Genomic DNA, 22,100 nt, shown 5'->3' on the forward strand with positions numbered 1-22,100 from the left:
GTATAATCTTTGCCTTTTTGAATAAAAAAAGAGAGGAAGATGAACAAAATTGTTTTGAATATTGGTTTGTTGGTCTTTTTCATTGGGATAATATTTTTTGCTTACAGAGGGCTTCCTGTTGAAGTCATAATTTTTAGGTCGCTGCTTTTATTTCTTTTTACAACTATCATAGCCGGTGTATTCAGCATCATTTTAATTAAATCATTTTCGAAAAATTTTTATAAAAAAGATAGTAATTAAGTTTTAGGAAAATCTAATGGATAACAATTTTTTGTGGAATAAGTATAAAACCACACATTCTCCAGAGGTTAAAAAAGAAATTATACTTAATTATGTTAACCTCGTCCATTACGTAATTCATAACACAAAGTTAATTAATTATGGAATTTTTGAAGACCGAGATTATTTTCAGTATGGGATTGAAGGATTAAGCGAAGCAATTGACAGATTTAATCCAGATTATGGGACTAAATTTGAGACTTACGCAATTCAAAGAATTCGTGGTAAAATTATTGATGAAATACGCAAGGTCAATGCCAAACAAAGAGTTTATCAATCTGAAAATCTAAATGATATTTATTCTCAGCTTTCGCTTAATTCTGCCTTTAACGCAGAGGAATCTTGTCAACTCTATGAGGTAATTCCAGATAATGTAGAGACGCCCGATAAAATTCTTGAAAGCAATGAAATAAAAGAAGAACTAAAGAAACAGTTAAAGGCACTTAACGAGAGGGACAGGTTAATAATTACTTTATATTATTATGAAGGACTCAATTACAAGGAAATAGCAAAGGTACTGGGGATTACTGTATCGAGAGTTTCACAAGTTCATACAAAAATAATTAATACATTGAAGAAAAAATTGGCATACATGAATGTATAAACAAGGACCTGAAATAAAACAAGAAAATTTGAATTCACAGCCTCGTGGAAAGAAGCCGGATATTAGTCTAATACGAAACTTACCGGCAATTCCTACTATAATGATTGAGATAAATAACCTTTTAGATAATCCTTTAACCAGCGTTAATGAGTTAGCTAATATTATAAACAAAGATCAAGGTTTAACAGCCAAGATTTTGAAAATTGCCAACTCTCCACTTTATGGTCTTCCGCGAAAAGTTTCTACTATTGAATTTGCTATTGTTGTACTGGGCTTCGACCACATTAGGGATATTGTGATTGCTATAACAATTATTGAAACATTTAATAAAAGAAAAAAAGACGAAATGAATCTTAGGAAATATTGGATACACTCGCTAATGGTAGCTGGTGTTTCTAAAAAAATTGCAGAAGAATTTAGTTATGGCAATCCTAATGAAGTTTTTACTGCTGGCTTGCTGCATGATTTGGGTATTTCAATTATTCAAAGGTATTATGAGGAAGAGTATAAAAAAATAAGTGGACTAATAACTGAAAATAAATATAATAGCCTTTATGCAGAAAATATAACTCTTGGTTTTACACATCAAGAAGTTGGTGAACTGTTATTGGAAAAATGGAATTTGCCATTGACTTTATGCGAGGCAGTAGCAAATCATCACTTCCCTTCTGAATCAAAGAATAATAAACTAGTTAGTTCTTTTATTCATTTGGCTGACTATATAACAAATAAACTGCAGCTTGGTGATTATATGTGGGATGACCATTTTGAATTAGATGAGCAAGTTTTGTCAATCTTAGGTTTTGATAATCATAAAAAATTGGAAAGTTATATCGAGAGCCTTGAAGATAAAATTAAATTACAATTTGAAAACATAATTATATAACAACATGGAAAGTCAAATAATAAATAACTCTAAGAGAGAAAGAACTGAATTAATAATCAATAATGTTTACACTTTGCCGGTTATGCCCGAAGTTCTTTCTAATGTTTTAGCACTAATTAATAACGAAAAAACTACCACAAGTGAACTGAGCAGAGAAATTTCTAAAGACCAAAGTCTTGTGGTTAAAATTTTATCAATAGCAAACTCGCCTTACTATGGTTTACAGAAAATTGTGTCATCCATTGATTTTGCTATAATGATACTGGGTTACTCTGAATTACAAAGTATAGTTACTGCTTTGGCAATTTTAGAACTGCTTAAAAATAAATCCGATAAATATTTGGACCAGAAAGAATTTTACATTCATTCATATTTAACTGGCTTGTTAGCTAAACGAATAGCCTACGACTTGGGGTATGTTGATTCTGACAAGGCATTTATAGCCGGCTTTATTCATGATATTGGCATTTCTATAGTACATCGATTTATGCACTCAAGCTTTGTGCGTATTTATGAAGAGGTACAACAAAACAATATACCAATGATAGAAGCAGAGAAAAATGTTTTAGGCATGACTCACGAAGAAGTTGCCAAGTTTCTTTTGAATAAGTGGAACCTGCCGGATGCAATTTCAAATGCAGTTAATTTTCATCACTATCCATCGAAATCTAAAGAAGATAGATACTTGCCAACCATAGTTCATATTTCTGACTACCTTATATATAAAACTTTTGGCAATAAATATTATTGGGATAAGGATTTGGTTTTCGATAAAGAAGTTCTTGATGTTTTTAGATTTGACTCTGTTGAGGATGTTGACAATTTTGTAAACAATTACGTGTTAACATTAATTGAACAAGCAAATGAATTAGGAGCTAAAATTGAGGCTGATTAGAGAAAATACTCATATCTACGAGCCTTATCTTGATTCTATTTTAAGGCAGAATCAAGTTGAAGCTTCGGGAATAAACAATTATACCGTAAAGCAGCAAACTTCGGTATTTAATATTCCCAGAAAGGAACCAGCTTACATTAACATTATTAATTATTTCAGTAAGCGTACGCAAAATGCCTCATCAGTTGATGGCTTATTTGATATTTTTTATCAAATTCTGTGCGATTTAATTCCTTACGAGAATGCTTCAATTTATTTTATTGATGAAAACGGCAGAACTTTGCAGCCTGTAGGCAAGTCAATAAATCATGAGGAGTTTTCATTTCTAAATAAAGCATATCAAACCGGTACGCTTGAACAAATTTTTAGCAAAAATACTGCGGCTGGAATTCAAAGGTATTATAAAAATAAAACCTACATAAACTACATTTATCCAATAGTAGAATATAAAATTAAAAAAGGTTTTTTATCGGTACTTTCAACCTCAAATAATCTATTAAACGATTCAAAACTTTCGCAGGTCATTTCCATCTTACTTGATATTTTAATTAGGAAAATGGAACTAATTAATTACAAAGTGAATTTTAACGATACTTACAAAGAATTGCATTTATACCAGTCTAAATTGACCAATGATTATAAATATTCTGCTATTGGTGAATTAACCTCAGGGGTTGTTGAGCATATTTTTTCTCCTTTGCAGGTTATTGTAACTAGTACAGACTTACTTTCAATGGATGCAAATGAAGATGCAAATGAAATATTGAAGAACATTAAAGAACAAGTTAATAAAATAAAATCGCTTCTTAACCCTCTGATTAGATTTGTCGATTCAAATAACTCTAAAACTAACTATCAGCCATGCAACCTAAACGAGATAATACAAAATTATCATTCAGTGGTAAACGCACGGTTGCGTCAAATAAATTATGAGTGTTTATTAGACTTAGAAGAAAATATCCCTACTATAATTTCTATACCCAACGATATACTGCAAATATTAACCAATGTTTTTACACTGCTTAGCAGCAGCGAAGAAAAAAATATGGGCGGTATTTTAATTCAAACAAGAAGCAATAATGAGTATGTGGTTATTAAAATTATTACTACAGATTACTTACCTGTAATTTATAATTATGAAGAAAATCCAACTAAAGATTTAAGTATAATAATGATTAACAGCTTAATGAAGAAGTATAACGGCAAAATGAATATGCAAACCGATAAAACAAATGGCACAAGCATAACCCTTTCGTTTCCAATAGTGAGGAAAATGCTATGATTAAGTTTTTGCTGTTGTTGGTATTAGTTAATCCTATTCTTGGATTTTCTGAAGCATCAAATTCGACCGATTCTATTGATGTGAAGAAATTAGTTCAGCTTGAAATTCAAAAAGCTATTCAGAAAAAAAGTACTCCACATGTTGCTCTTAAAGTTGATAATAAGATTAATGAAAATATCAAACAAAAAAATATATACATAAATAAAAAGTTCAGCTTTTCAGCTAACTCCCTTAATATACGAATTGCCGTTATGTTATTTGCCGCTGTAGCTGCTTTTCTTGTGGTTTACATCAGGCGCAGAAAAAGAAATAAGCCAATAAAATCTAATCTGAAAGAAAATATACAATTGATAAGAGAGGAAAAATTTATTAGGAAAATTGACCCACGACTTAAAGAAATACGTACAAAACTTTGTTTAACCGCCTCAACACTTTCTGATGAAAGAGAAGTAGTAACAAAAGCTCGACAAATGAATATTGCTAAGGGAGAGTTAATGTTAGCAATGAAAATGAACGGGCAAATTGAAAATAACAGCATTAAGTGGAGGTAAAAATGGTAAAAGGAATTTATGCAGCGGCTCGCACTTTAGAAAAAAATAATAAACTGATAAATATAATTGCTAATAATCTGGCTAATATGAACTCAATTGGATTTAAGAAAGACTCAACATTTTCACATATAATTGATAGCTATAATATACCGCAACTAAGTGAGTACACCGATTATACTCAGGGCGAATTAGAACAAACCTCTAATCCTTTAGATTTAGCTCTAAAAGGGAAAGTTTTTTTCGCATTACAAGATGATAACGGAGAAATTTACTTCACTCGCAACGGAAAATTTACTATTTCTGAAAACGGCTATATTGTGAATGGGGATGGACTTAAGCTTTTAGGCAAGAATGGACCAATCAATACAAATGATAATTTTTTTAACAATAATGAGAAAATACAAATAAACAAAAATGGAAATATCAAGATAGGCGATATTGATGTAGATTCACTTTTAGTGGTAAAATTTGAAAATGATGACCAACTAACAAAAGTAGGGGCTGACAATTATAAAATTACTTATGGCAGCTATTTAATAGCTGAAGACTCAGATTTTGAAGTTCAACAAGGTTACTTGGAAAATTCAAATGTAAATGCAATAGAAGAAATGGAAAACATGATTAAAGTAAGCAAAGACTTTGAGTCTGCTCAAAAAGTAATGAATTATATCGATAATATAATGGAAAAGGCAACTGAAATTGGAAAAGTTTAATAATTACAATTGGAGGTATTATGTCTACTCGGGCTTTAAGAACTGCTGCTTCTGGAATGTATTCCCAGCAATTAAATATTGAAGTTATTGCAAACAACATTGCTAACATAAACACAACAGGTTTTAAGAAGAACAAAGCTGAATTTCAAGACATGATGTACCAGGAAATTCCTATTAGCACACTTACATCAGATTTATCACAAGCCGCAAAAGCACCTTCGGATAAAATTCAAGTAGGCAATGGTGTACAGGCAGTCTCTTCACAGAAAATATTTACTCAAGGCGATTTAACTCAAACTAACAATCAGCTCGACCTTGCAATTCTGGGAGATGGTTTCTTTCAAGTGAAAAGACCTGATGGCACATACGCTTATACAAGAGATGGTTCTTTTAAAATTAATGCCGAAGGAAAAATAGTTACAGCAAGCGGTTATTATCTTGACCCGGAAATTACACTTAACGAAGATGCACTAAATTTAATAATCAATAAAGATGGCACAGTTGAAGTTGAGCAGGTCGGTGGTGGTAAAGTGCAGCTCGATAATATTCAGCTTGTTAGATTTCTTAACCCAGGCGGTCTAAAATCAATTGGAAATAACCTTTATGAAGAGACAAGCTCTTCTGGTGCACCAATTTATGGTACCCCAGGCTCAAACGGTTTTGGAGAAATAAACCAAGGCTACCTTGAATCTTCAAATGTGGATATTGTTGAAGAAATGATTTCTATGATAGCGGCACAAAGAGCTTACGAAATCAATTCTAAAACTGTTAAAACAGTTGAAGATATGATGACAATGGCTAACAATCTTAAAAGAACATAATTAATATGATATTGCTTTTAATAAACATATTGTACTTGTTTTTACCTATGAGCACAGCAGAAGGCAAAAAAAATTTTACTGCACAGTATATGAAAGAGGTGCTTAATCATGCAGAAATAAATTGCAGCATAGCCGTAAATAAAAATGGGAAAGTTAACAGTAAAACTTCCGGCTTTAATGTAAATGTGAAAAAAGAACTTAAAGAATACTTAACACATAAACTTGTGGATTACGAGTCTTTTTCTTTTAAGGTAATCACTAAGATTAATAATGACCAACCATTGGAATTAAATAATGCTGAATTTACAAGACATGGGAAATACGGCTATATAACCGTTTCTAATAGCAAGAATGGGAAAAATGAGAAATTAATTATAACAGTTGAACTTTCTCTTTTTAAAAAAATATTAATTGCTGATGAAGATATAAAACCAAAAGAAATAATTAAAAGTTCACAATTAACAGTAAAGCTTTATGATGTGGCTTCATTAAAAGGTACACCTGCTGAGTCGTTTGATGTGATAGAGGGATACCGTGCCAAAACTTTTATTAGAAAAGGAGAAGTGATATTAAAAGAAAGCGTAGAAAAACAACCGGATGTTAATTTGGGACAAAATGTTATTGCATTTTTAATTAAGGGAAACGTAGAAATTAATTTTTTAGCCTTTGCGCGGCAGGAAGGCTACATTGGAGACATAATTCGAATTAGAACCTCAGATAATAAATACTTTTCGGCAAAAATTTATGATAAAAACAAAGTTTTAATAGTAGAGTAAATGAAATGAAACATAAAAACATAATAATATTATCTTTATTATTTACAACTGCTATCTGCAGCCAGAATATGAGTCAAAATGCCGGCTCCTCACTTTTTTCTGATTACAAAGCAAGCAGAGTTGGCGATGCAATTACAATTATAGTAGTAGAATCTTCACAAGCTTCCAATAATGCTGAAACAAAAACTGGAAGATCAAGTAACCTAAGTCTAAGCGGCGGGTTTGATGTTAATAATAAAACTTCATCTTCTGGCAATGCAACCTTGAGCACTGGCAACGATTTTTCAGGCTCGGGCTCCACAAAAACGGTAGGCGTTGTAAAAACAAAAATTAGTGCCACAATAGATTCTGTGCTAAGCAATGGAAATTTAGTTATTAAAGGTAGTCGAAAAATTTCAATTAATGGGGAAGAGCAGATGATTTATATAAAAGGCATAGTTAGGCCTTCAGATATAGCAGCTGATAATTCGGTGCTTTCGTATAATATTTCCGAAGCTGAAATAGTTTTTGAAGGCAGCGGCATAATTGATAATGCACAAAAACCTGGCTGGTTAACAAAACTTTTTCATTGGTTATTTTAGGTGCTAACATGAGAACTTACAACTTTAATGCTGCTAAACTTTTAGTAATTTTTTTACTGTTAAACTCTTTTACAGTAGCACAAAGAATAAAAGATATTGCCTTCTTAGAAGGAAATAATTCACAACAAATTATTGGTTATGGATTAGTGGTTGGTTTGGCTGGTACAGGTGATAGCTATCGTTCAACTTTTACTGTTCAATCAATTACTAGTATGTTAAAGAGATTTGGTATTACAGTTCCTCAATCAGACCTTCGTGTTAGAAACGTGGCTGCAGTAATGGTAACAGCAACAATTAATTCTTATTTCAAGCCTGGGACTAAATTTGATGTAATTGTTTCCTCTATGGGCGATGCTCGCAGTCTCAGCGGCGGTACCTTGTTAATGACCCCGCTTTCAGCTCTTGATGGAAATGTTTATGGATTTGCGCAAGGTCCTGTATCAATTGGCGGATACGATATAAGTACTCCCACTGGTAATAGAATTGCCAGTAATCATGCTTTGGCTGGTAGGGTGCCATTAGGCGGGGTGCTTGATAAAGAAATCCATCCAACAAACTTTGACGAATTAAATCAAGTGAGAATATTTTTAAAAGAACCAGATATAACTACATGCAATAATGTTTCTAATGCAATTAACTCTAAGTTCGGCAGTGAAATTGCTAAGCCTTTAGATGCTTCTGAGGTTGATGTTAAAATACCACAGGATAAAGCTAATAATGTTGTTGCTTTTTTAGCCGAATTAGAAAGTATTAACGTGCAGACTGATGATGTTGCTAAGGTTGTGTTGAACGAGAGAACTGGAACAGTGGTAGCTGGCAATAATGTTATTATTCAACCAGTTTCTATAACACATGGGAATTTGAATATCATTATTAGGTCATATCCAATAATATCTCAGCCCGAAGCATTTTCGAGAGGGAACACAGCAATATTTAATAATCTTGTACCTTATGTAGAACAAGATTCATCAAAGACTATTGCGCTGGGGAGAGCATCGACTGTTCAAGAAATTGCTAGTGCATTGAATTCGTTAAAAGTTTCGCCAAAGGATATTATATCAATATTCCAAGCTTTAAAAGAAGCAGGAGCATTAACAGCTGAATTAATTATTATGTAATTATGAAAACATTAGAGTTAACAACTACAAATCCATTAAAACATTTGCAGTCAAACGCTATTTCTCAGAATTCTTTATCTGATGAGAAAAGAATTAAAATTGCAAAAGCTGCACGAGAATTTGAATCACTGCTTACCTCATTAATGGTAAAAAGCATGACACAATCAACCGGCGGTTTATTTGGTGATAGTGGATTTGGTGGTGATGACTTTGATACAATTTTTGAATCTAAGCTTTCAAGTTACATTTCAGAAAATAAGAGCTTGGGTATAGCCGAAATACTTTACGAAAAGATTACAGGTGAGCCTTTCGACCCATCAATTTTTTATAAAAAACCGCCTATTATAAATGAAATAAAATCAAACATTAAAAATAATGCAACTGAATCTTCGTTTAACTATTTAACGCCTTCCTATGAAGCAATGCAGCGTCTCGAAAACTATAGTGCTATAATTATTAAAGCTGCCAAGCAGTATAATATTGACGAGGATTTGATTAAATCAGTGATTTTAGCAGAATCATCTGCTAAGCATAATGCTGTTTCTCCAGCTGGCGCCAAAGGTTTAATGCAATTGATGGATTCTACATCTACTCAACTTGGCGTGAGAAATGTTTTTAATCCAGAAGAAAATATACTTGCAGGTGCAAAGTATTTGTCATCTTTATTAAAAGATTACAATGGTAACCTTGAGCTTTCACTTGCAGCTTATAATGCTGGTCCTAATAACGTGTCTAAATACAATGGGGTTCCGCCTTTCGAGGAGACTGCCAATTATATTCAACGGGTAAAAGGATATTTAAAATATTTTAAGGGTTAATAGCTATGGTACTAAATGAACTGAAATTAGCAAATGACGAGTTGCAGAAATGCCTAACATCGTTGCTGCAAGTTGTAACTGAAAAACAGAAGGCAATTATAGGCTACAACTACGAGCAGCTCAGCAAAGCCATAGAAAAGGAAGAGAGCAGGCTTTTTGAACTGCAGAAGATTCATAAAATGCGCAGAAGTATCCTTAGCAAATTAAAGTCAGAACTTTCACTTGATGTCAATGAAAGCAACTTTGAAGATTTACTGGAGGTTATTCAAGATAAGATAAACAAAGAAACATGGCTGGAACTTTATAATTCAAGTGACGAAATAAGAAAAAGAATAAAAGAGATTCAGCTGGTCAATGACCAAAATAAATACCTTGCTGATTACGGAAGAAGTTTCATAAGAGAACTAATTTCAAATCTTGTTGGTGCCGAGAAAAAATCAATAATTGATAGGAAAATATAATGGGCATAAGCAGAATTTTAGATATTTCGAAAAGAAGTTTATTGACGTACCAAAATGCTTTGGATGTAACAGCACACAATATTGCTAATGCATCAAATCCGGACTACTCGAGGCAGCGTGTAATTTTGAGCGCTACTACACCAGAAAATAATGCGGGATTTTATTGGGGAAGCGGCGTTACCTTATCCTCTATTAACAGAATGACCAACGATTTAATAGTACGCCAATTAGACTCTTACACCAGTAAATTATCATATTCAGATAAACAGGCTGAGTTATTGGGACAAATAGAACAAGTTTTTTCTGAGCCTTCAGACCAAGGTTTATCAGCACTAATAAATCAGTTTTTCAATTCATGGCAAAGTCTTTCTGTAAATCCTTCATCAATCCCATTAAGGAATGATGTGCTTAACAGTGCTAAAAGTCTTTCACTGAAAATTCAAGATATTAACAGCAATTTGGATCTTATAAAATCTTCCATTTCATCTGAGTTTAGAGATAAAGTAAATCAAATAAATTCACTGCTGCAGGATATAAAAAATCTTAATATCCAAATATCAAGTGTAACTAACAGCGGTCAATCTCCAAATGACCTTTTAGACCAGCGCGATAAAAGTATTAACGAACTAAGCAAGCTTGTTGATATAAATGTCATTTATAATAACAATAACTCAGCAATGATTTCTATCGGCGGTATTTTAGCCGTGGATTCTAATTTTACTGTGACTTTTGATACGTCACTTCAAAATGGCAAATTAAATTTAATTACTACGGATGGTAAGTCTCCCATAATTACCAATGGTGAACTTTCTGCATTAGCAGATTTGTACAATAAAAATATCGCCGGCTATCAAAATGATATAGATACAATAGCTAATCAAATTGTAAGTTCAGTTAATTCTTTGCACTCAACAGCTTATAGTATTGAAAATCCTCCGCAGACAGGTATAAACTTTTTTGATGGTTATATCGATGGTAAATTGGAAATTAATCCAAATATATTATCTGATGTAAGAAAAATTGCTGTTTCATCTGATGGAACTTCGGGTAATGGTGATATTGCGAAAACCATCTCAGAACTTGCAGATAAAAAATTAATAGACGGTTTTACGCTTAGTGAAAAATTTAGCACGCTCGTAAATAAAATTGGTAGCGACAAACAGACCATGGATAATTTATCAACATCAAATAAATTGGTATTAGATCAGCTTCAGAACCAGAAGGATTCTGTATCCGGTGTCTCAGTTGATGAGGAAATGACTAATGTTCTTAAGTTTCAAAGAGCTTATGATGCATCAGCAAAATTAATAAAAATAGCTGATGATTTGTTTCAAACACTATTAGATATGGTATAAGAATATGAGAATCTCTGACTTAATGCTTACTAACAATTACACTGAGAACATTAATAATGTTAAGTCAAAAATTAATAGACTTAGTGAACAAATTTCTACTGGCAATAAAATTAATCGTCCATCTGATTCTCCAACCGGCATATCAAAATTATTGGAATTAAATAAGCAGTTCAGTCAAAATAACATTTACTCAGAAAGTGTTTCGTATGGTAAAGATTTTATGGAAGAAACCGTAGGTGTATTAGAAAACATTAACGATGAAGTGACTAATGTTTTATCAAAATTAACAGAAGTTAATGACCCTACTAAGAGTACAACATTAAATGCATATGCCAACGAAATTGATTCAGCATTAAATTCAATTTTATCGTTAGCTAATACTGAATATAACGGCAAATATTTATTTGGCGGCACTGATTTTTCTGATAAGCCTTTTGGTTACAACGCTGGCAATACAGGCATTATTGTAAAAACCAGCGGAACCTCCGGTAAACAAGTAATAAATATTTCTTACCAGCATGAAGAACAAATTAATTTACCAGGCTCAGATGTTTTTGGTAATGTTGATCCTTCAATTGGCAATGACGTGTTTAATGTTCTAATATCGATTAGAAATAAATTACAATCGGGAAATTTACCCGACCAAAGCGATATTGATAAATTAAAAAACATACAATCGAATTTTTTAGACCAAATTACTAAAGCAGGCGTTATCATTAATAACTTGGATAATACTTCTGAAATGCTGAGCAATCAAAATGTAAAATTGCAGGAATTAATATCCAATGTGAACGATGTAGATGTAGCAAAAGCCATAATGGAAATGCAGAACCAAGATTATGTATTGCAAATTTCATATAAAATGTCTGCTATGATTCTTCCAAAATCTTTAATTGATTTCTTATGATGAAGAAAATTGGAAGTTTAAATGGACTATTACTTGGTATAATTTCAATATTTGGAGCCTTCTTTTTAGAAGGAGGTTCATTAAAAGCGTTGTTTCTAATTGCCCCAATATTTATTGTTTTTGGGGGCACATTTGCTGCAGTTATTATCGGCTTCGGCATTGATAAGTTCTCAAATATACTAAAGCTTATAAAAATTGCTTATTTCCCGGAATCTTATGACTTGAATAAACTTGTTGATGATTTTTTTCGATTATCAATTAAGGCAAGAAAAGAAGGATTACTTGCAATTGAAAAAGAATTGAAGAATTTGAAATATAAATTTCCACAAAAATTGACTCGTTACATTATTGACGGGGCAGATAGAGAAACAGTTGAAAACCTTGCAATGCTCGAAATTAAAAGCATGCAGGATAGGCACTATTCTAACATATTTATTTTTTCAAAAATGGGCGGATATGCACCGACAATGGGAATTTTAGGTACTGTAATGGCTTTAATTATGACCTTAGCAAATGCAGGTTCCGATCCAAACATTTTAATAAAAAACATTGCAACTGCATTTATTGCAACATTGTGGGGAGTTTTATCTGCTAATCTTTTGTGGTTGCCAATTGGAGATAAACTTAAAAGATGTCACATGGAAGAAAAACATATGATGGAAATGTCGTTAGAGGGCGCACTAGCTCTTCAAAGCGGGGAAATACCATCAATTCTGAAAGCAAGATTAATAAGCATGCTTCCTCAAAAACAGCAGCAAGAAATTTGAGATACTCTTTACAGGAAAATTTTCTGCCCGATGAGGAAGCTGATAAAGACCGTTACTTAATTACTTATGCTGATTTAATCACTTTGCTTTTAGGATTATTTATAATTCTTTATGCTATCTCTAATATTGATTTAAATAAATATTCGAAAATGATGTTTGCTCTGGGAAATACTTTTGGTGATGGTGGTAAGGTTATTGGGATTAAACCTATAAAAGAACCTGTTATAAGTACAAAAATAGATGACCTAAGAAAAAACTTGCTTCGATTAATAGACAACAAGGAATTTAAGAACTCAGTATCATTGGAAGAAAATGAACGCGGTTTTACGATACACATAATGGAAAATATCTTGTTTCCGCCGGGTAATGCTGAATTAAACGCTACATCAAAGTTGGTGTTAAAGCAATTAGCAAATATTGTAAGAAAACTTCCAAACGATATCCGAATTGAAGGTCATACTGATGACGTTCCTATTCACACAAAAGAATATCCTTCAAATTGGCATTTATCGGTAGATAGAGCGCTTAATACAGCTTATTATTTAATTCAAAATGAAGGATTAGACCCTGAAAAAGTTTCTATTGTTGGTTATTCGGAATACAAACCAATTGCAGATAATTCCTCTCCTGAAGGGAGAGCTAAAAATAGACGAGTTGACATAGTAATTATAAAATAAAAAGGCGTTATGAAAATAGTAACTTATCATTTTGGTGAAGTAGAATTTGAACCCGAAAAAATACTTCAATTTAAAGATGGACTCTTTGGGTTCGAGGAATACCACAAATTTTTGCTTATAAAAGTGGAGAATAGTATTTATTATTGGCTTAATTCAATTGAAGATCCAGAGGTTGCCTTTCCGTTAATTAATCTCGAAGCACTCGATGACCAATACCCTAAAGAACCATCTACTGAGGTTTTTGGCATGGTAACATTAAATAGCAATCCACTTAAGGTTACAGTTAATATGAAAGCCCCGGTTTATATCAATAAAAATAATAACACTGGATTCCAAAAGATTCTTGATTTAGATAAATATTCAATTCACTATAAACTATTTCGCGAAGTAAAGGAAACTGCCTGATGCTAATTCTTAAAAGAAAAATTGAAGAAGAAGTTTACATTGGCAGAGATATTAAAATAAAAATTTTGGATATCTCTGAAAATCAAGTTAAAATAGGTTTTTATGCACCGGAGAGTATCGAAATTTTTCGCTCCGAAATTTTTGAAAAAATAAAAGAAATTAATCAGCAAGCTAAAATTCACAGTAAGGAAAAAGTTCTTTTTGAAAATAAATTTACCTTAAATAAAATTTCTCAAAGATAATGAGCCAAATAAAAACCATAAAGGTACTTGTTGTAGATGATTCGGATGTGATACTTTATTCCTTAAAAAACTTCTTTAAGGAATATAATTTTGATGTTGTTACCTGTAGAGATGGTCTTGAGGGTATTCAACGTGCAATCGAATATAAACCAGATCTAATTTTACTTGATTTGGTAATGCCTAATGTGGACGGTATTAAAATGCTTAAGGTAATTAAATTAATTGATTTGCTTAATAAAATCCCTGTGATTGTAATAAGTGCAAATACAAATAAAAGCAATGTTATGGCAGTTATTGAGGCTGGGGCAGACCGTGTAATTTCCAAACCGCTTAAAAAAGAAATTATTGTTAAGGCTATTAATGAATTATTAGGAAAAGATATGATTCTGGAAGCGAAAAAAGAAGGTCATTTTACAGAGAGTGAAACTACTGAAATGGTTCATCAGTTAAGAACTTTTTTTATAAAGAGTTTTAATCAAAAGAAAAAATATATTCTTAATGGATTGCAGACAAGAAACGATGATTTAATTAGAGCAGTTGTACATGAAATAAAAGGTAGCGGTGGCTCAATTAGGTTTCCAATGCTTACAAATGTGAGTGAAGAGGTCGAAAAATTATTGAGTAAAAATGTTCTTGACTGGGATTTAATAGAATCGAAATGCAATCAAATCTTTTCTTTAGTTGAAGAATTAAAAACTACACATTACTAAAAGCGCATTATGTTAGTAATTATTGGAATAATAGTTGTTATTTTATCAATTATAACCGGCTTTACAATAGCAGGGGGAAAATTACTTCTGCTTTTGCAATGGGCTGAGTTTATGATTATTGTTGGAACTGCAATTGGCAGTATGCTTATCATGAGTTCGCCCTCAATGCTTAAAAAAATAATTGCTGCTATTCCCAATTTGTTTAAAAATCATTCAATTACTAAACAAGATTACCTTGAATTGCTGAAATCTTTTAATGATTTATTTCTCATTTCACAAAGAGATGGATTATTGTCAATAGAACCACATATAGAATCACCAGAAAAAAGTAAAGTACTTTCGGCTAATAAAAAATTTATAGAAAACAAATTTGCTGTGAGCTTTTTTTGTGATACGATGAAAATAATGCTCTCAGGTGCTATACCCGGTCACGAATTAGAAAGTTTAATTGATAAAGAAATAGAGACCTTTGAAATTGAATCTAAGCCTGTTCCAGCAACTATAACTAAAATAGCCGATTCATTGCCGGGCATAGGAATTGTTGCAGCAGTTCTTGGCATTATAGTTACAATGAGTTCTATCGACCAAGGAGCCGTTGCAGTTGGTCATCATGTTGCTGCTGCCTTGGTCGGTACTTTCCTTGGCGTGCTGCTTTCATATGGATTTATAAATCCTATTGCTACCAATATTGAACATGAAATTGAAAGCAAAATGCGTTACCTGGAAACCATAAAGGTTTGTGTTGTAGCTTACGCTAAAGGGAATCCCCCAATAATTGCAGTTGAAATGGCAAGACGAACAATTTTTTCTGAAGTGAGACCAACTTTTTCAGAACTTGAAAATTTTATAAGGGGTAAAAACAAAGCTAATGGCTGATAAGGAAGAGATATTAATAGTCAATAAAAACAATAAAAAAAAACATGGTCATGCGCATGGCGGCGCATGGAAAGTTGCCTATGCCGACTTTGTAACTGCAATGATGGCATTGTTTATAGTTTTATGGGTTCTTTCTCAAAGCGAAGAAGTAAAGAAAGCTGTTGCGAGTTACTTTAAAGATCCATCCAAATTTTCGATTATTAATTTGGAAAATTCAAGCGGCATAAAAAATAGCGCAATTGACTTAAACTTTATTGCCAATAAAAGCGTTGACAAAGAAGCTCAAAAAGCTCAATTCGAAAAGTTGAAAAAAGATATTCAAAAAGAACTTGCTAAAAATACAGAGTTTGAAAGCCTTCTTAAACAGATTGAATTTCAAATGGTTGATGAGGGCTTGAGAATTGAAATGCTGGAATCGGCTAATAACGTGTTTTTTGAGGTCGGAAGTGCTAAATTAAATCCTGAAGCTGAAAAAATATTACTAAAAATTGGCAATGAAATAAAATCTTTACCTAATAAAATTATTGTTGAAGGTCATACAGATGCAAGACAGTATAATCAAAATATTAGAAAAGATTATGATAATTATTTCCTTAGTACTGATAGAGCAAATGCTGCAAGAATTGCCTTGGAAGCTGGAGGAGTAAGTGATAAACAAATAGACGAAATTAGAGGCTATGCAGATAAAAGATTACGTGATAAAAAAGACCCTTATAATGTAGTTAATAGAAGAATTAGTATAATTATTAAATACCTGGAACGATAATGTCCAATAAAATATTAATTGTTGAAGATGACCCGTTTACTAAAGAGTTTTATCGGTTAGTTCTTACTAAAGCGGGTTACTTTACATATATTACTGAAAATGGCGATGAGGTAATGGAGAGATTAAGCAGCGACTCTTTTTGTCTTGTTGTAATAGACATTAATTTGACTAAAACTTATCTTAATAGTGTAAAAATTGACGGCAAGGTTTTATACTCAAAAATTAAGAAGAACAAAAAGCTTAATAGCATGCCAGTGCTTTTAGTTACAGGTTACGATTACGAAACGGCGAAAGAAGGGATTTTTTTTGACGAAAAAAATGATTATATATTAAGGAAACCAATTAGTGATTTAAATTCATTTATAAATATTATTCGAAAGCTAATTGACCGTGGATGAGAAAGTAAAAATATTAATTGTAGAAGACGAGAAAGATACTCGTTATATACTCGAAAAATTACTCACAAAAAGTGGGTACGAAGTTAAAACGTGCAACAACGGGGTGGAAGCTCTGGAAATTCTTAAAACTTTTGTCCCTACCGTGATAATAGCCGATTGGATGATGCCTATAATGGATGGTTTACAATTGTGCAAAGAAGTCAAATCTAATGAGAAGTTTAAGTTAATATACTATATTATACTTACTGCCCGCCCTTCATTGAATGATAGAGTAAAGGGACTTGATATTGGCGCTGATGATTTCCTAGTAAAGCCAATAGAAAACCAAGAATTGTTAGCTCGAATAAGAACGGGCATTCGAATTAATCGATTGCAAAATGAACTTAAAAATATTGAACATAGTAAAGCTATAATTGAGATGGCTTGTACTATAGGTCATGAAATTAATAACCCGCTAAGCAGCCTTATCATTTCTTTTAATAGCCTTACTGAAGAGTTGGACGGAGTTGAATATTCTCATATTAATGAGGATATCCAGATTATTAGAAAGTCGATAGAACGTATCAAATTGCTGGTTAATAATCTTATTAACATTAAGAATCCAGAAATGATTCATTACACTCCTGAGCAAAAAATGCTCAAATTATAAATTCTCTCCCCCACACTTAAAATTTTTGATTTTCTTTCGATAATAAATCGAGGAAAATCTATGCTTTCTAAAGTATCAAATATTGCTACAAATGACCTATTACAGCAAAAAAGCTCTGAGTACCGAAAAAAAAATTCTTTTAAAACTATATACGAAAAATATAAAACTACTGACGATGAGGCAGAACTTTCCCCTGCAGTAAAATATTTGTCTAAATTGGGATGGTCATTAAAAAGTCTTGATTATGAAGAAGACCAGAAATTATCATTTTCGTTTTCTACAGGCGGTTTTGTTTTCTTTTCAACTATTGAGTTTCTGCGCTCTAATATAATTTCTAATATAAAATTAAATATAAAAAACGAAACGGATAATTCAATTTTGTTGTTTTTTGACGTACCAGTAACCAATAGACAAGTTTATGAAAAAGAGACTAATCTTAGTTTTGATTCACTAAAAAACCTTTTTGCAAGAATTAATTATGCAAAAGAAGTTAGAGGAAATAATCTAAATGATGCATTGCTCAAGAGCTTATATATTGATTTGCTGGAACCAATTGATGCAGAATTAAAGCAAGTAGCCGGCTTAATAATTGAGTTTGTAATAAAATTTTTACCATATGAACTTCAGTTTGAAGAAAATTTATTATCTGACACAAAAATAAAACTTACCAATGTTAAAATATGTTGATTATTCCGGAATAAAGAAGAAGTCACACCTCGAAGCAATTGAGGGCTATAAACTTCTTAGACAGCTCCCTGATAGTCCACCAATGTTAATTGTGGACCAAGATTTCAGAGTAATATTTGTTAACAACAATTTTAGAAAATATTTTGATGTTAAAGAAGGTGATTTAATAAGTAAGTTAAATAGTGAGCCAAAAATTGAGAATGTAATTTTGGGTTTGAGGGAAAGCAACTACGAAAGCATCGAAGCCGAAATGTATTTTAGTGATAATGGTTACAATAATGTAAAGGTTCATATTGAACGAGCATTGATTGAAAGTAATGAATATGTTATATGCTGGTTTGTTTTTGAAAATCCTGAAATTAAATTTGAAGAAAAAATAAACAATTTTTACTCTGCCCTCGAGCATAGCAATATTCCTTTGATGATAATTAATAGTGAAGGATATATTTTATATTCTACGCCAGCATTTGAAAACGTATTGGATTTAAATTTAGAAACATTATTTAATAATTCTCTTCTTTCAATTTTTTCATTTTACCTGAGTCAAAGTGAACTTGCATCTCTTTCAACTGCGTTGAGTAATCGTACTACATGGTACGGTTCAATTAGTTACGAAAATAAAAAAAGAGAAATAAGCTTTTTTGACTTAATATTGGAACCTATCAACAGTTCAAATGAGTCATGGTCATTTATATTTAGAGCTAATGATATAACAAATCATATACAAAAGAATAGAGTAATTAAAAAATCAGAGAGGAGATTAAAATCAATTATAAATAATATCACAGATCTGTTGCTTATTATTTCTAAAAAAAATGATGAATATGTGTTTGTAACTGCAAACGATAATTTCTGTAACGCTTTTGAGATTAACAAGGATATTGCAGAGGGGAAGAAAATTGAAGACTTACTCGAAGAAATTTTAGTAAATAATTTCTACGGTGCTATTGATAAACTGAATAAAGAAAACAGCTTCGATACTACTTTTAAGTTTGACCTGTTAGACGGAAAGATTTACTTCGCAAAAATGATAGAAATTGACGATAACTTAGAAAACGAGAAATTGTATGTTATATCAATTAACGATATTACTGAAAGAGAATTATATGAGAAACAGCTGCGCAAGGCTTACGAAAAGGAACTTCACTTAAATAAATTGAAATCTACTTTCTTAGAAAATATGTCGCATGAAATTAGAACTCCCATAAATGCAATTAATGGTTATTCGGAAATTATTGATGATGCTTTGAAAACAAAAGATTATGAATCAGTAGTAGAATTCATTGGAATTTTAAAAGATGTGTTTGCCCGTGTAATGAATTTATTTTCTAACATAGTTGAACTATCACAAATTGAGTCGGGAGAAACTGAAATTGAATTTGTTAAACTGAATTGTAATAAAGTCTTGAAGTCAGTCTACGGCAAAAAATTAGAAGACGCCGAAAAGAAAAAATTAAAATTTTATCTCATTCTAGAAAAAGAAGATGTTTTAATTAATGCAGACTGGGTAAAATTGGAAAAAGTAATATACGCTCTTGTAGATAATGCAATTAAATTTACAGATGAAGGGGAAGTGATTTTAAGCTCGAGACTTTCCGGTAATGAATTGCAAATTATTGTATCTGATACAGGTAATGGAATTGATAAGCTTCAATTAAAAAGAATTTTGGAACCATTTGCTCAAGAAGCAGAAGAGGCTTATACAAGAGCTTACGACGGTGCTGGACTTGGCTTAACAATTGCCTACAAACTAACATCACTAATGAATGGAAGATTTTATATTCAGAGTGATAAAAAGAATGGAACAAAGGTAACGCTGTCTTTTAATGTTGTGAAATAATTATTTGTTTTTACAAATCAGAATAATCTACAGAAATCTCTTGGGTTTTAATTAAGCGGTTCCCAAACTAACAATTAGAGACATCCAAAGAATTCCGTTAGTTAACCCAAAATTTTTCATCAGACTACGGCAGCATGCAGGCCATTGACAATCCCGTGTTGCGTGACATTCCACGAAGTGGTGAGTTCTCATCTAATCACAATGTGGTAAATCCTCATGAATTTTGTTGTTTTTAATTTTTTTATGAGCATTCTACAATTTATTCTTCGCTTATTAAAACAATAACAGTTGCCTTATCAAAACAATAAACAGCTTAACAACAATTTATTTTCTCATCATTTTTTAGAACAAAAATTAGTTATGTGAGTGGTATTATATTTGATTTATTTTATGTGATGAGTGAGAACTTCAATCTTTTAGACGGCATTATTGTAATTGCTTACTTATTAGCAGTTATTGTAATTGGATTATATAATTCCAAGAACAGGGATAAAAATGTTAACGAATATTTTTTAGCAGGGAGAAACTTGAGCTGGTTTGCTGTTGGTATATCGTTATTTGCTACGAATATTTCGAGTGAGCATTTTATAGGCTTGGCAGGTTCAGGGTCTATGAGAGGTTTGGCAGTAGGGCAATTTGAACTAATTGCAATTTTCTTGTTGATTTTATTAGGGTGGGTTATAGCACCAATTTATAAGAAGTCAGGTATATTGACAACCCCAGAATTTTTGGAAAAAAGATTTGGCTCGTCTAGCAGAAAGTTTTTTTCTGGACTTTCAATATTTACTTATATAATAACAAAAATACTAGTAACACTTTTTGCTGGCGGTATTCTGTTTAACAAAATGTTTGGCTGGAGTATTTTCTCTTCTGCAATAGTCGTAGTTCTTTTGACAGGTTTTTACACTCTTGTAGGTGGTTTTTATTCTGTTGTGAAAACGCAAGTATTCCAAGGTATAATTTTGTTTTCAGCTGCATTAGTTTTAACAATTTTAGGACTTAATGAAATAGGTGGTTTTTCAACGTTGAAGGACAAACTTCCGTCAGAATATTTCCAAATGTTTAAGCCGGTAGACGATCCTGACTTTCCGTGGACTGGGATAGTTTTTGGTGCTCCTATAATTGCTTTTTGGTATTGGTGCGCTGATCACTACATGGTTCAAAGAGTTTTAGGTGCTAAATCAATTAATGATGCAAGGAACGGAACAATTTTGACAGCATTTTTAAAGATTTTTCCAATTTTTATTTTAGTACTTCCCGGTTTAATTGCTGCCACATTATTCCCCGGTCTAAAAGGTGATGATGCTTATCCAGTTTTACTTTCAAGTGAAATAGTTCCTTCTGGAATTAAAGGATTTGTAATTGCGGGATTGTTAGCTGCTATAATGTCATCACTTGCAGCGTCTTTCAATAGTATTGCAGCTTTATATACAATTGATTTTTATAAACCGACACATCCCAATGCATCAGAAAGAACTTTGGTTTTTGTAGGAAGAATGGTAACTATTGCAGTGGTTGTTGGGGTAATCCTAATTGCTCCTTTTGTAAAAATTGTTAATTCGCAGATTTATATTTTTTTGCAAAGCACGCAAGCTTATATAAGTGCACCTATTTCTGCAGTATTTTTATTTGGATTTACAATGAAAAAAACAAATGCTCGTGCAGCGTTTACGGCTTTAATAATAGGTGAGTTTATAGGTATTTCACGGTTTATAGTTGAGATACTTATAAAGTCTAATCTTATTTCTAATTTATTCCTTGTATCTTTTGTGCAGATAAACTACTTGCACTTTACAATTTTTTTATTTCTTACATCTGCATTAATAATACTATTACTAAGTTACTTGCCTTCAACAGCAAGTGAAAAAGTAGATGAAGGATATAATTGGATGGTTAGTCTAAAGTCGTCAGAGTTAAGTTATAATAAAAATATTGTAGAATCAGGTGGATTAAAGTTCAATGTATTAATCTCAGGTTTAATTTTAATTCTTACACTAAGCTTATGGACCATTTTTATTTAAGAAGCAAACTTGATT

General features: G+C 31.9%; 27 protein-coding genes. All 27 read left to right on the plus strand.

Annotated features, from left to right (window positions below; genetic code table 11):
* Positions 1–39 precede the first annotated feature (39 nt).
* The 27 genes from ABRY23_12430 (at position 40) to ABRY23_12560 (ending at position 22,085) form a co-directional block, all read left to right on the plus strand.
* Positions 40–240, plus strand: coding sequence for a hypothetical protein (locus ABRY23_12430; GenBank protein MFA3783859.1), 201 nt, complete (start codon positions 40–42; stop codon positions 238–240).
* A 16-nt stretch (positions 241–256) separates the two neighbouring features.
* Positions 257–883: a sigma-70 family RNA polymerase sigma factor gene (locus ABRY23_12435; protein MFA3783860.1), complete on the plus strand. Its 627-nt coding sequence runs from the start codon at positions 257–259 to the stop codon at positions 881–883.
* The gene (locus tag ABRY23_12440; GenBank protein MFA3783861.1) at positions 876–1,769 is read left to right on the plus strand and encodes an HDOD domain-containing protein; all 894 of its coding nucleotides are present in this window, start codon (positions 876–878) and stop codon (positions 1,767–1,769) included. The genes ABRY23_12435 and ABRY23_12440 overlap by 8 nt, the downstream gene beginning before the upstream one ends.
* A gap of 4 nt (positions 1,770–1,773) precedes the next feature.
* Complete coding sequence (locus ABRY23_12445; GenBank protein ID MFA3783862.1) at positions 1,774–2,664, plus strand: HDOD domain-containing protein; 891 nt, start codon at positions 1,774–1,776, stop codon at positions 2,662–2,664.
* Positions 2,651–3,946, plus strand: a complete 1,296-nt coding sequence (locus tag ABRY23_12450) for a hypothetical protein (GenBank protein ID MFA3783863.1) — start codon at positions 2,651–2,653, stop codon at positions 3,944–3,946. The genes ABRY23_12445 and ABRY23_12450 overlap by 14 nt, the downstream gene beginning before the upstream one ends.
* Positions 3,943–4,497 (plus strand): hypothetical protein, encoded by a 555-nt coding sequence (locus ABRY23_12455; protein ID MFA3783864.1) that lies wholly within the window; start codon positions 3,943–3,945, stop codon positions 4,495–4,497. Before ABRY23_12450 ends, ABRY23_12455 begins: the two co-directional genes overlap by 4 nt.
* Before the next feature lie 2 nt (positions 4,498–4,499).
* Positions 4,500–5,210: a flagellar hook-basal body protein gene (locus tag ABRY23_12460; protein ID MFA3783865.1), complete on the plus strand. Its 711-nt coding sequence runs from the start codon at positions 4,500–4,502 to the stop codon at positions 5,208–5,210.
* A 20-nt stretch (positions 5,211–5,230) separates the two neighbouring features.
* The gene (flgG, locus tag ABRY23_12465) at positions 5,231–6,031 is read left to right on the plus strand and encodes a flagellar basal-body rod protein FlgG (protein MFA3783866.1); all 801 of its coding nucleotides are present in this window, start codon (positions 5,231–5,233) and stop codon (positions 6,029–6,031) included.
* Positions 6,032–6,078: 47 nt separating this feature from the next.
* Positions 6,079–6,807: a flagellar basal body P-ring formation chaperone FlgA gene (flgA, locus tag ABRY23_12470; GenBank protein MFA3783867.1), complete on the plus strand. Its 729-nt coding sequence runs from the start codon at positions 6,079–6,081 to the stop codon at positions 6,805–6,807.
* 5 nt (positions 6,808–6,812) lie between these two features.
* Positions 6,813–7,388 carry a flagellar basal body L-ring protein FlgH gene (locus tag ABRY23_12475; GenBank protein MFA3783868.1) on the plus strand — a complete coding sequence of 192 codons (576 nt, stop codon included), beginning with the start codon at positions 6,813–6,815 and terminating at the stop codon, positions 7,386–7,388.
* Positions 7,389–7,396: 8 nt separating this feature from the next.
* Positions 7,397–8,506 (plus strand): flagellar basal body P-ring protein FlgI, encoded by a 1,110-nt coding sequence (locus tag ABRY23_12480; GenBank protein MFA3783869.1) that lies wholly within the window; start codon positions 7,397–7,399, stop codon positions 8,504–8,506.
* A gap of 2 nt (positions 8,507–8,508) precedes the next feature.
* The gene (locus ABRY23_12485) at positions 8,509–9,324 is read left to right on the plus strand and encodes a transglycosylase SLT domain-containing protein (GenBank protein ID MFA3783870.1); all 816 of its coding nucleotides are present in this window, start codon (positions 8,509–8,511) and stop codon (positions 9,322–9,324) included.
* A 5-nt stretch (positions 9,325–9,329) separates the two neighbouring features.
* Entirely contained in the window at positions 9,330–9,785 is a 456-nt protein-coding gene (gene flgN, locus ABRY23_12490; protein ID MFA3783871.1) for a flagellar export chaperone FlgN, read from the plus strand.
* Positions 9,785–11,140 (plus strand): flagellar hook-associated protein FlgK, encoded by a 1,356-nt coding sequence (gene flgK, locus ABRY23_12495; protein MFA3783872.1) that lies wholly within the window; start codon positions 9,785–9,787, stop codon positions 11,138–11,140. The genes flgN and flgK overlap by 1 nt, the downstream gene beginning before the upstream one ends.
* 4 nt (positions 11,141–11,144) lie before the next feature.
* The gene (gene flgL / locus ABRY23_12500) at positions 11,145–12,047 is read left to right on the plus strand and encodes a flagellar hook-associated protein FlgL (GenBank protein MFA3783873.1); all 903 of its coding nucleotides are present in this window, start codon (positions 11,145–11,147) and stop codon (positions 12,045–12,047) included.
* Positions 12,044–12,814, plus strand: coding sequence for a motility protein A (locus ABRY23_12505; protein ID MFA3783874.1), 771 nt, complete (start codon positions 12,044–12,046; stop codon positions 12,812–12,814). The genes flgL and ABRY23_12505 overlap by 4 nt, the downstream gene beginning before the upstream one ends.
* Positions 12,811–13,491, plus strand: a complete 681-nt coding sequence (locus ABRY23_12510; GenBank protein ID MFA3783875.1) for a flagellar motor protein MotB — start codon at positions 12,811–12,813, stop codon at positions 13,489–13,491. Before ABRY23_12505 ends, ABRY23_12510 begins: the two co-directional genes overlap by 4 nt.
* A 9-nt stretch (positions 13,492–13,500) precedes the next feature.
* Positions 13,501–13,896, plus strand: a complete 396-nt coding sequence (gene fliW / locus ABRY23_12515) for a flagellar assembly protein FliW (GenBank protein ID MFA3783876.1) — start codon at positions 13,501–13,503, stop codon at positions 13,894–13,896.
* Entirely contained in the window at positions 13,896–14,138 is a 243-nt protein-coding gene (gene csrA / locus ABRY23_12520; GenBank protein MFA3783877.1) for a carbon storage regulator CsrA, read from the plus strand. Before fliW ends, csrA begins: the two co-directional genes overlap by 1 nt.
* Complete coding sequence (locus ABRY23_12525) at positions 14,138–14,848, plus strand: response regulator (protein ID MFA3783878.1); 711 nt, start codon at positions 14,138–14,140, stop codon at positions 14,846–14,848. Before csrA ends, ABRY23_12525 begins: the two co-directional genes overlap by 1 nt.
* A gap of 9 nt (positions 14,849–14,857) precedes the next feature.
* On the plus strand, positions 14,858–15,724 hold the full coding sequence (gene motA / locus ABRY23_12530; GenBank protein ID MFA3783879.1) for a flagellar motor stator protein MotA: 867 nt from the start codon (positions 14,858–14,860) through the stop codon (positions 15,722–15,724).
* Positions 15,717–16,490 carry a flagellar motor protein MotB gene (locus ABRY23_12535; protein ID MFA3783880.1) on the plus strand — a complete coding sequence of 258 codons (774 nt, stop codon included), beginning with the start codon at positions 15,717–15,719 and terminating at the stop codon, positions 16,488–16,490. Before motA ends, ABRY23_12535 begins: the two co-directional genes overlap by 8 nt.
* Positions 16,490–16,888: a response regulator gene (locus ABRY23_12540; protein ID MFA3783881.1), complete on the plus strand. Its 399-nt coding sequence runs from the start codon at positions 16,490–16,492 to the stop codon at positions 16,886–16,888. The genes ABRY23_12535 and ABRY23_12540 overlap by 1 nt, the downstream gene beginning before the upstream one ends.
* Entirely contained in the window at positions 16,881–17,537 is a 657-nt protein-coding gene (locus tag ABRY23_12545; GenBank protein ID MFA3783882.1) for a response regulator, read from the plus strand. Before ABRY23_12540 ends, ABRY23_12545 begins: the two co-directional genes overlap by 8 nt.
* Positions 17,538–17,597: 60 nt before the next feature.
* The gene (locus ABRY23_12550; GenBank protein ID MFA3783883.1) at positions 17,598–18,224 is read left to right on the plus strand and encodes a hypothetical protein; all 627 of its coding nucleotides are present in this window, start codon (positions 17,598–17,600) and stop codon (positions 18,222–18,224) included.
* On the plus strand, positions 18,208–20,064 hold the full coding sequence (locus tag ABRY23_12555) for an ATP-binding protein (GenBank protein MFA3783884.1): 1,857 nt from the start codon (positions 18,208–18,210) through the stop codon (positions 20,062–20,064). Before ABRY23_12550 ends, ABRY23_12555 begins: the two co-directional genes overlap by 17 nt.
* Positions 20,065–20,459: 395 nt before the next feature.
* Positions 20,460–22,085: a sodium/solute symporter gene (locus ABRY23_12560; GenBank protein ID MFA3783885.1), complete on the plus strand. Its 1,626-nt coding sequence runs from the start codon at positions 20,460–20,462 to the stop codon at positions 22,083–22,085.
* Positions 22,086–22,100 lie beyond the last annotated feature (15 nt).

The organism is Melioribacteraceae bacterium 4301-Me, from assembly GCA_041538185.1.
GTDB classification, from domain to species: domain Bacteria; phylum Bacteroidota; class Ignavibacteria; order Ignavibacteriales; family Melioribacteraceae; genus Pyranulibacter; species Pyranulibacter aquaticus.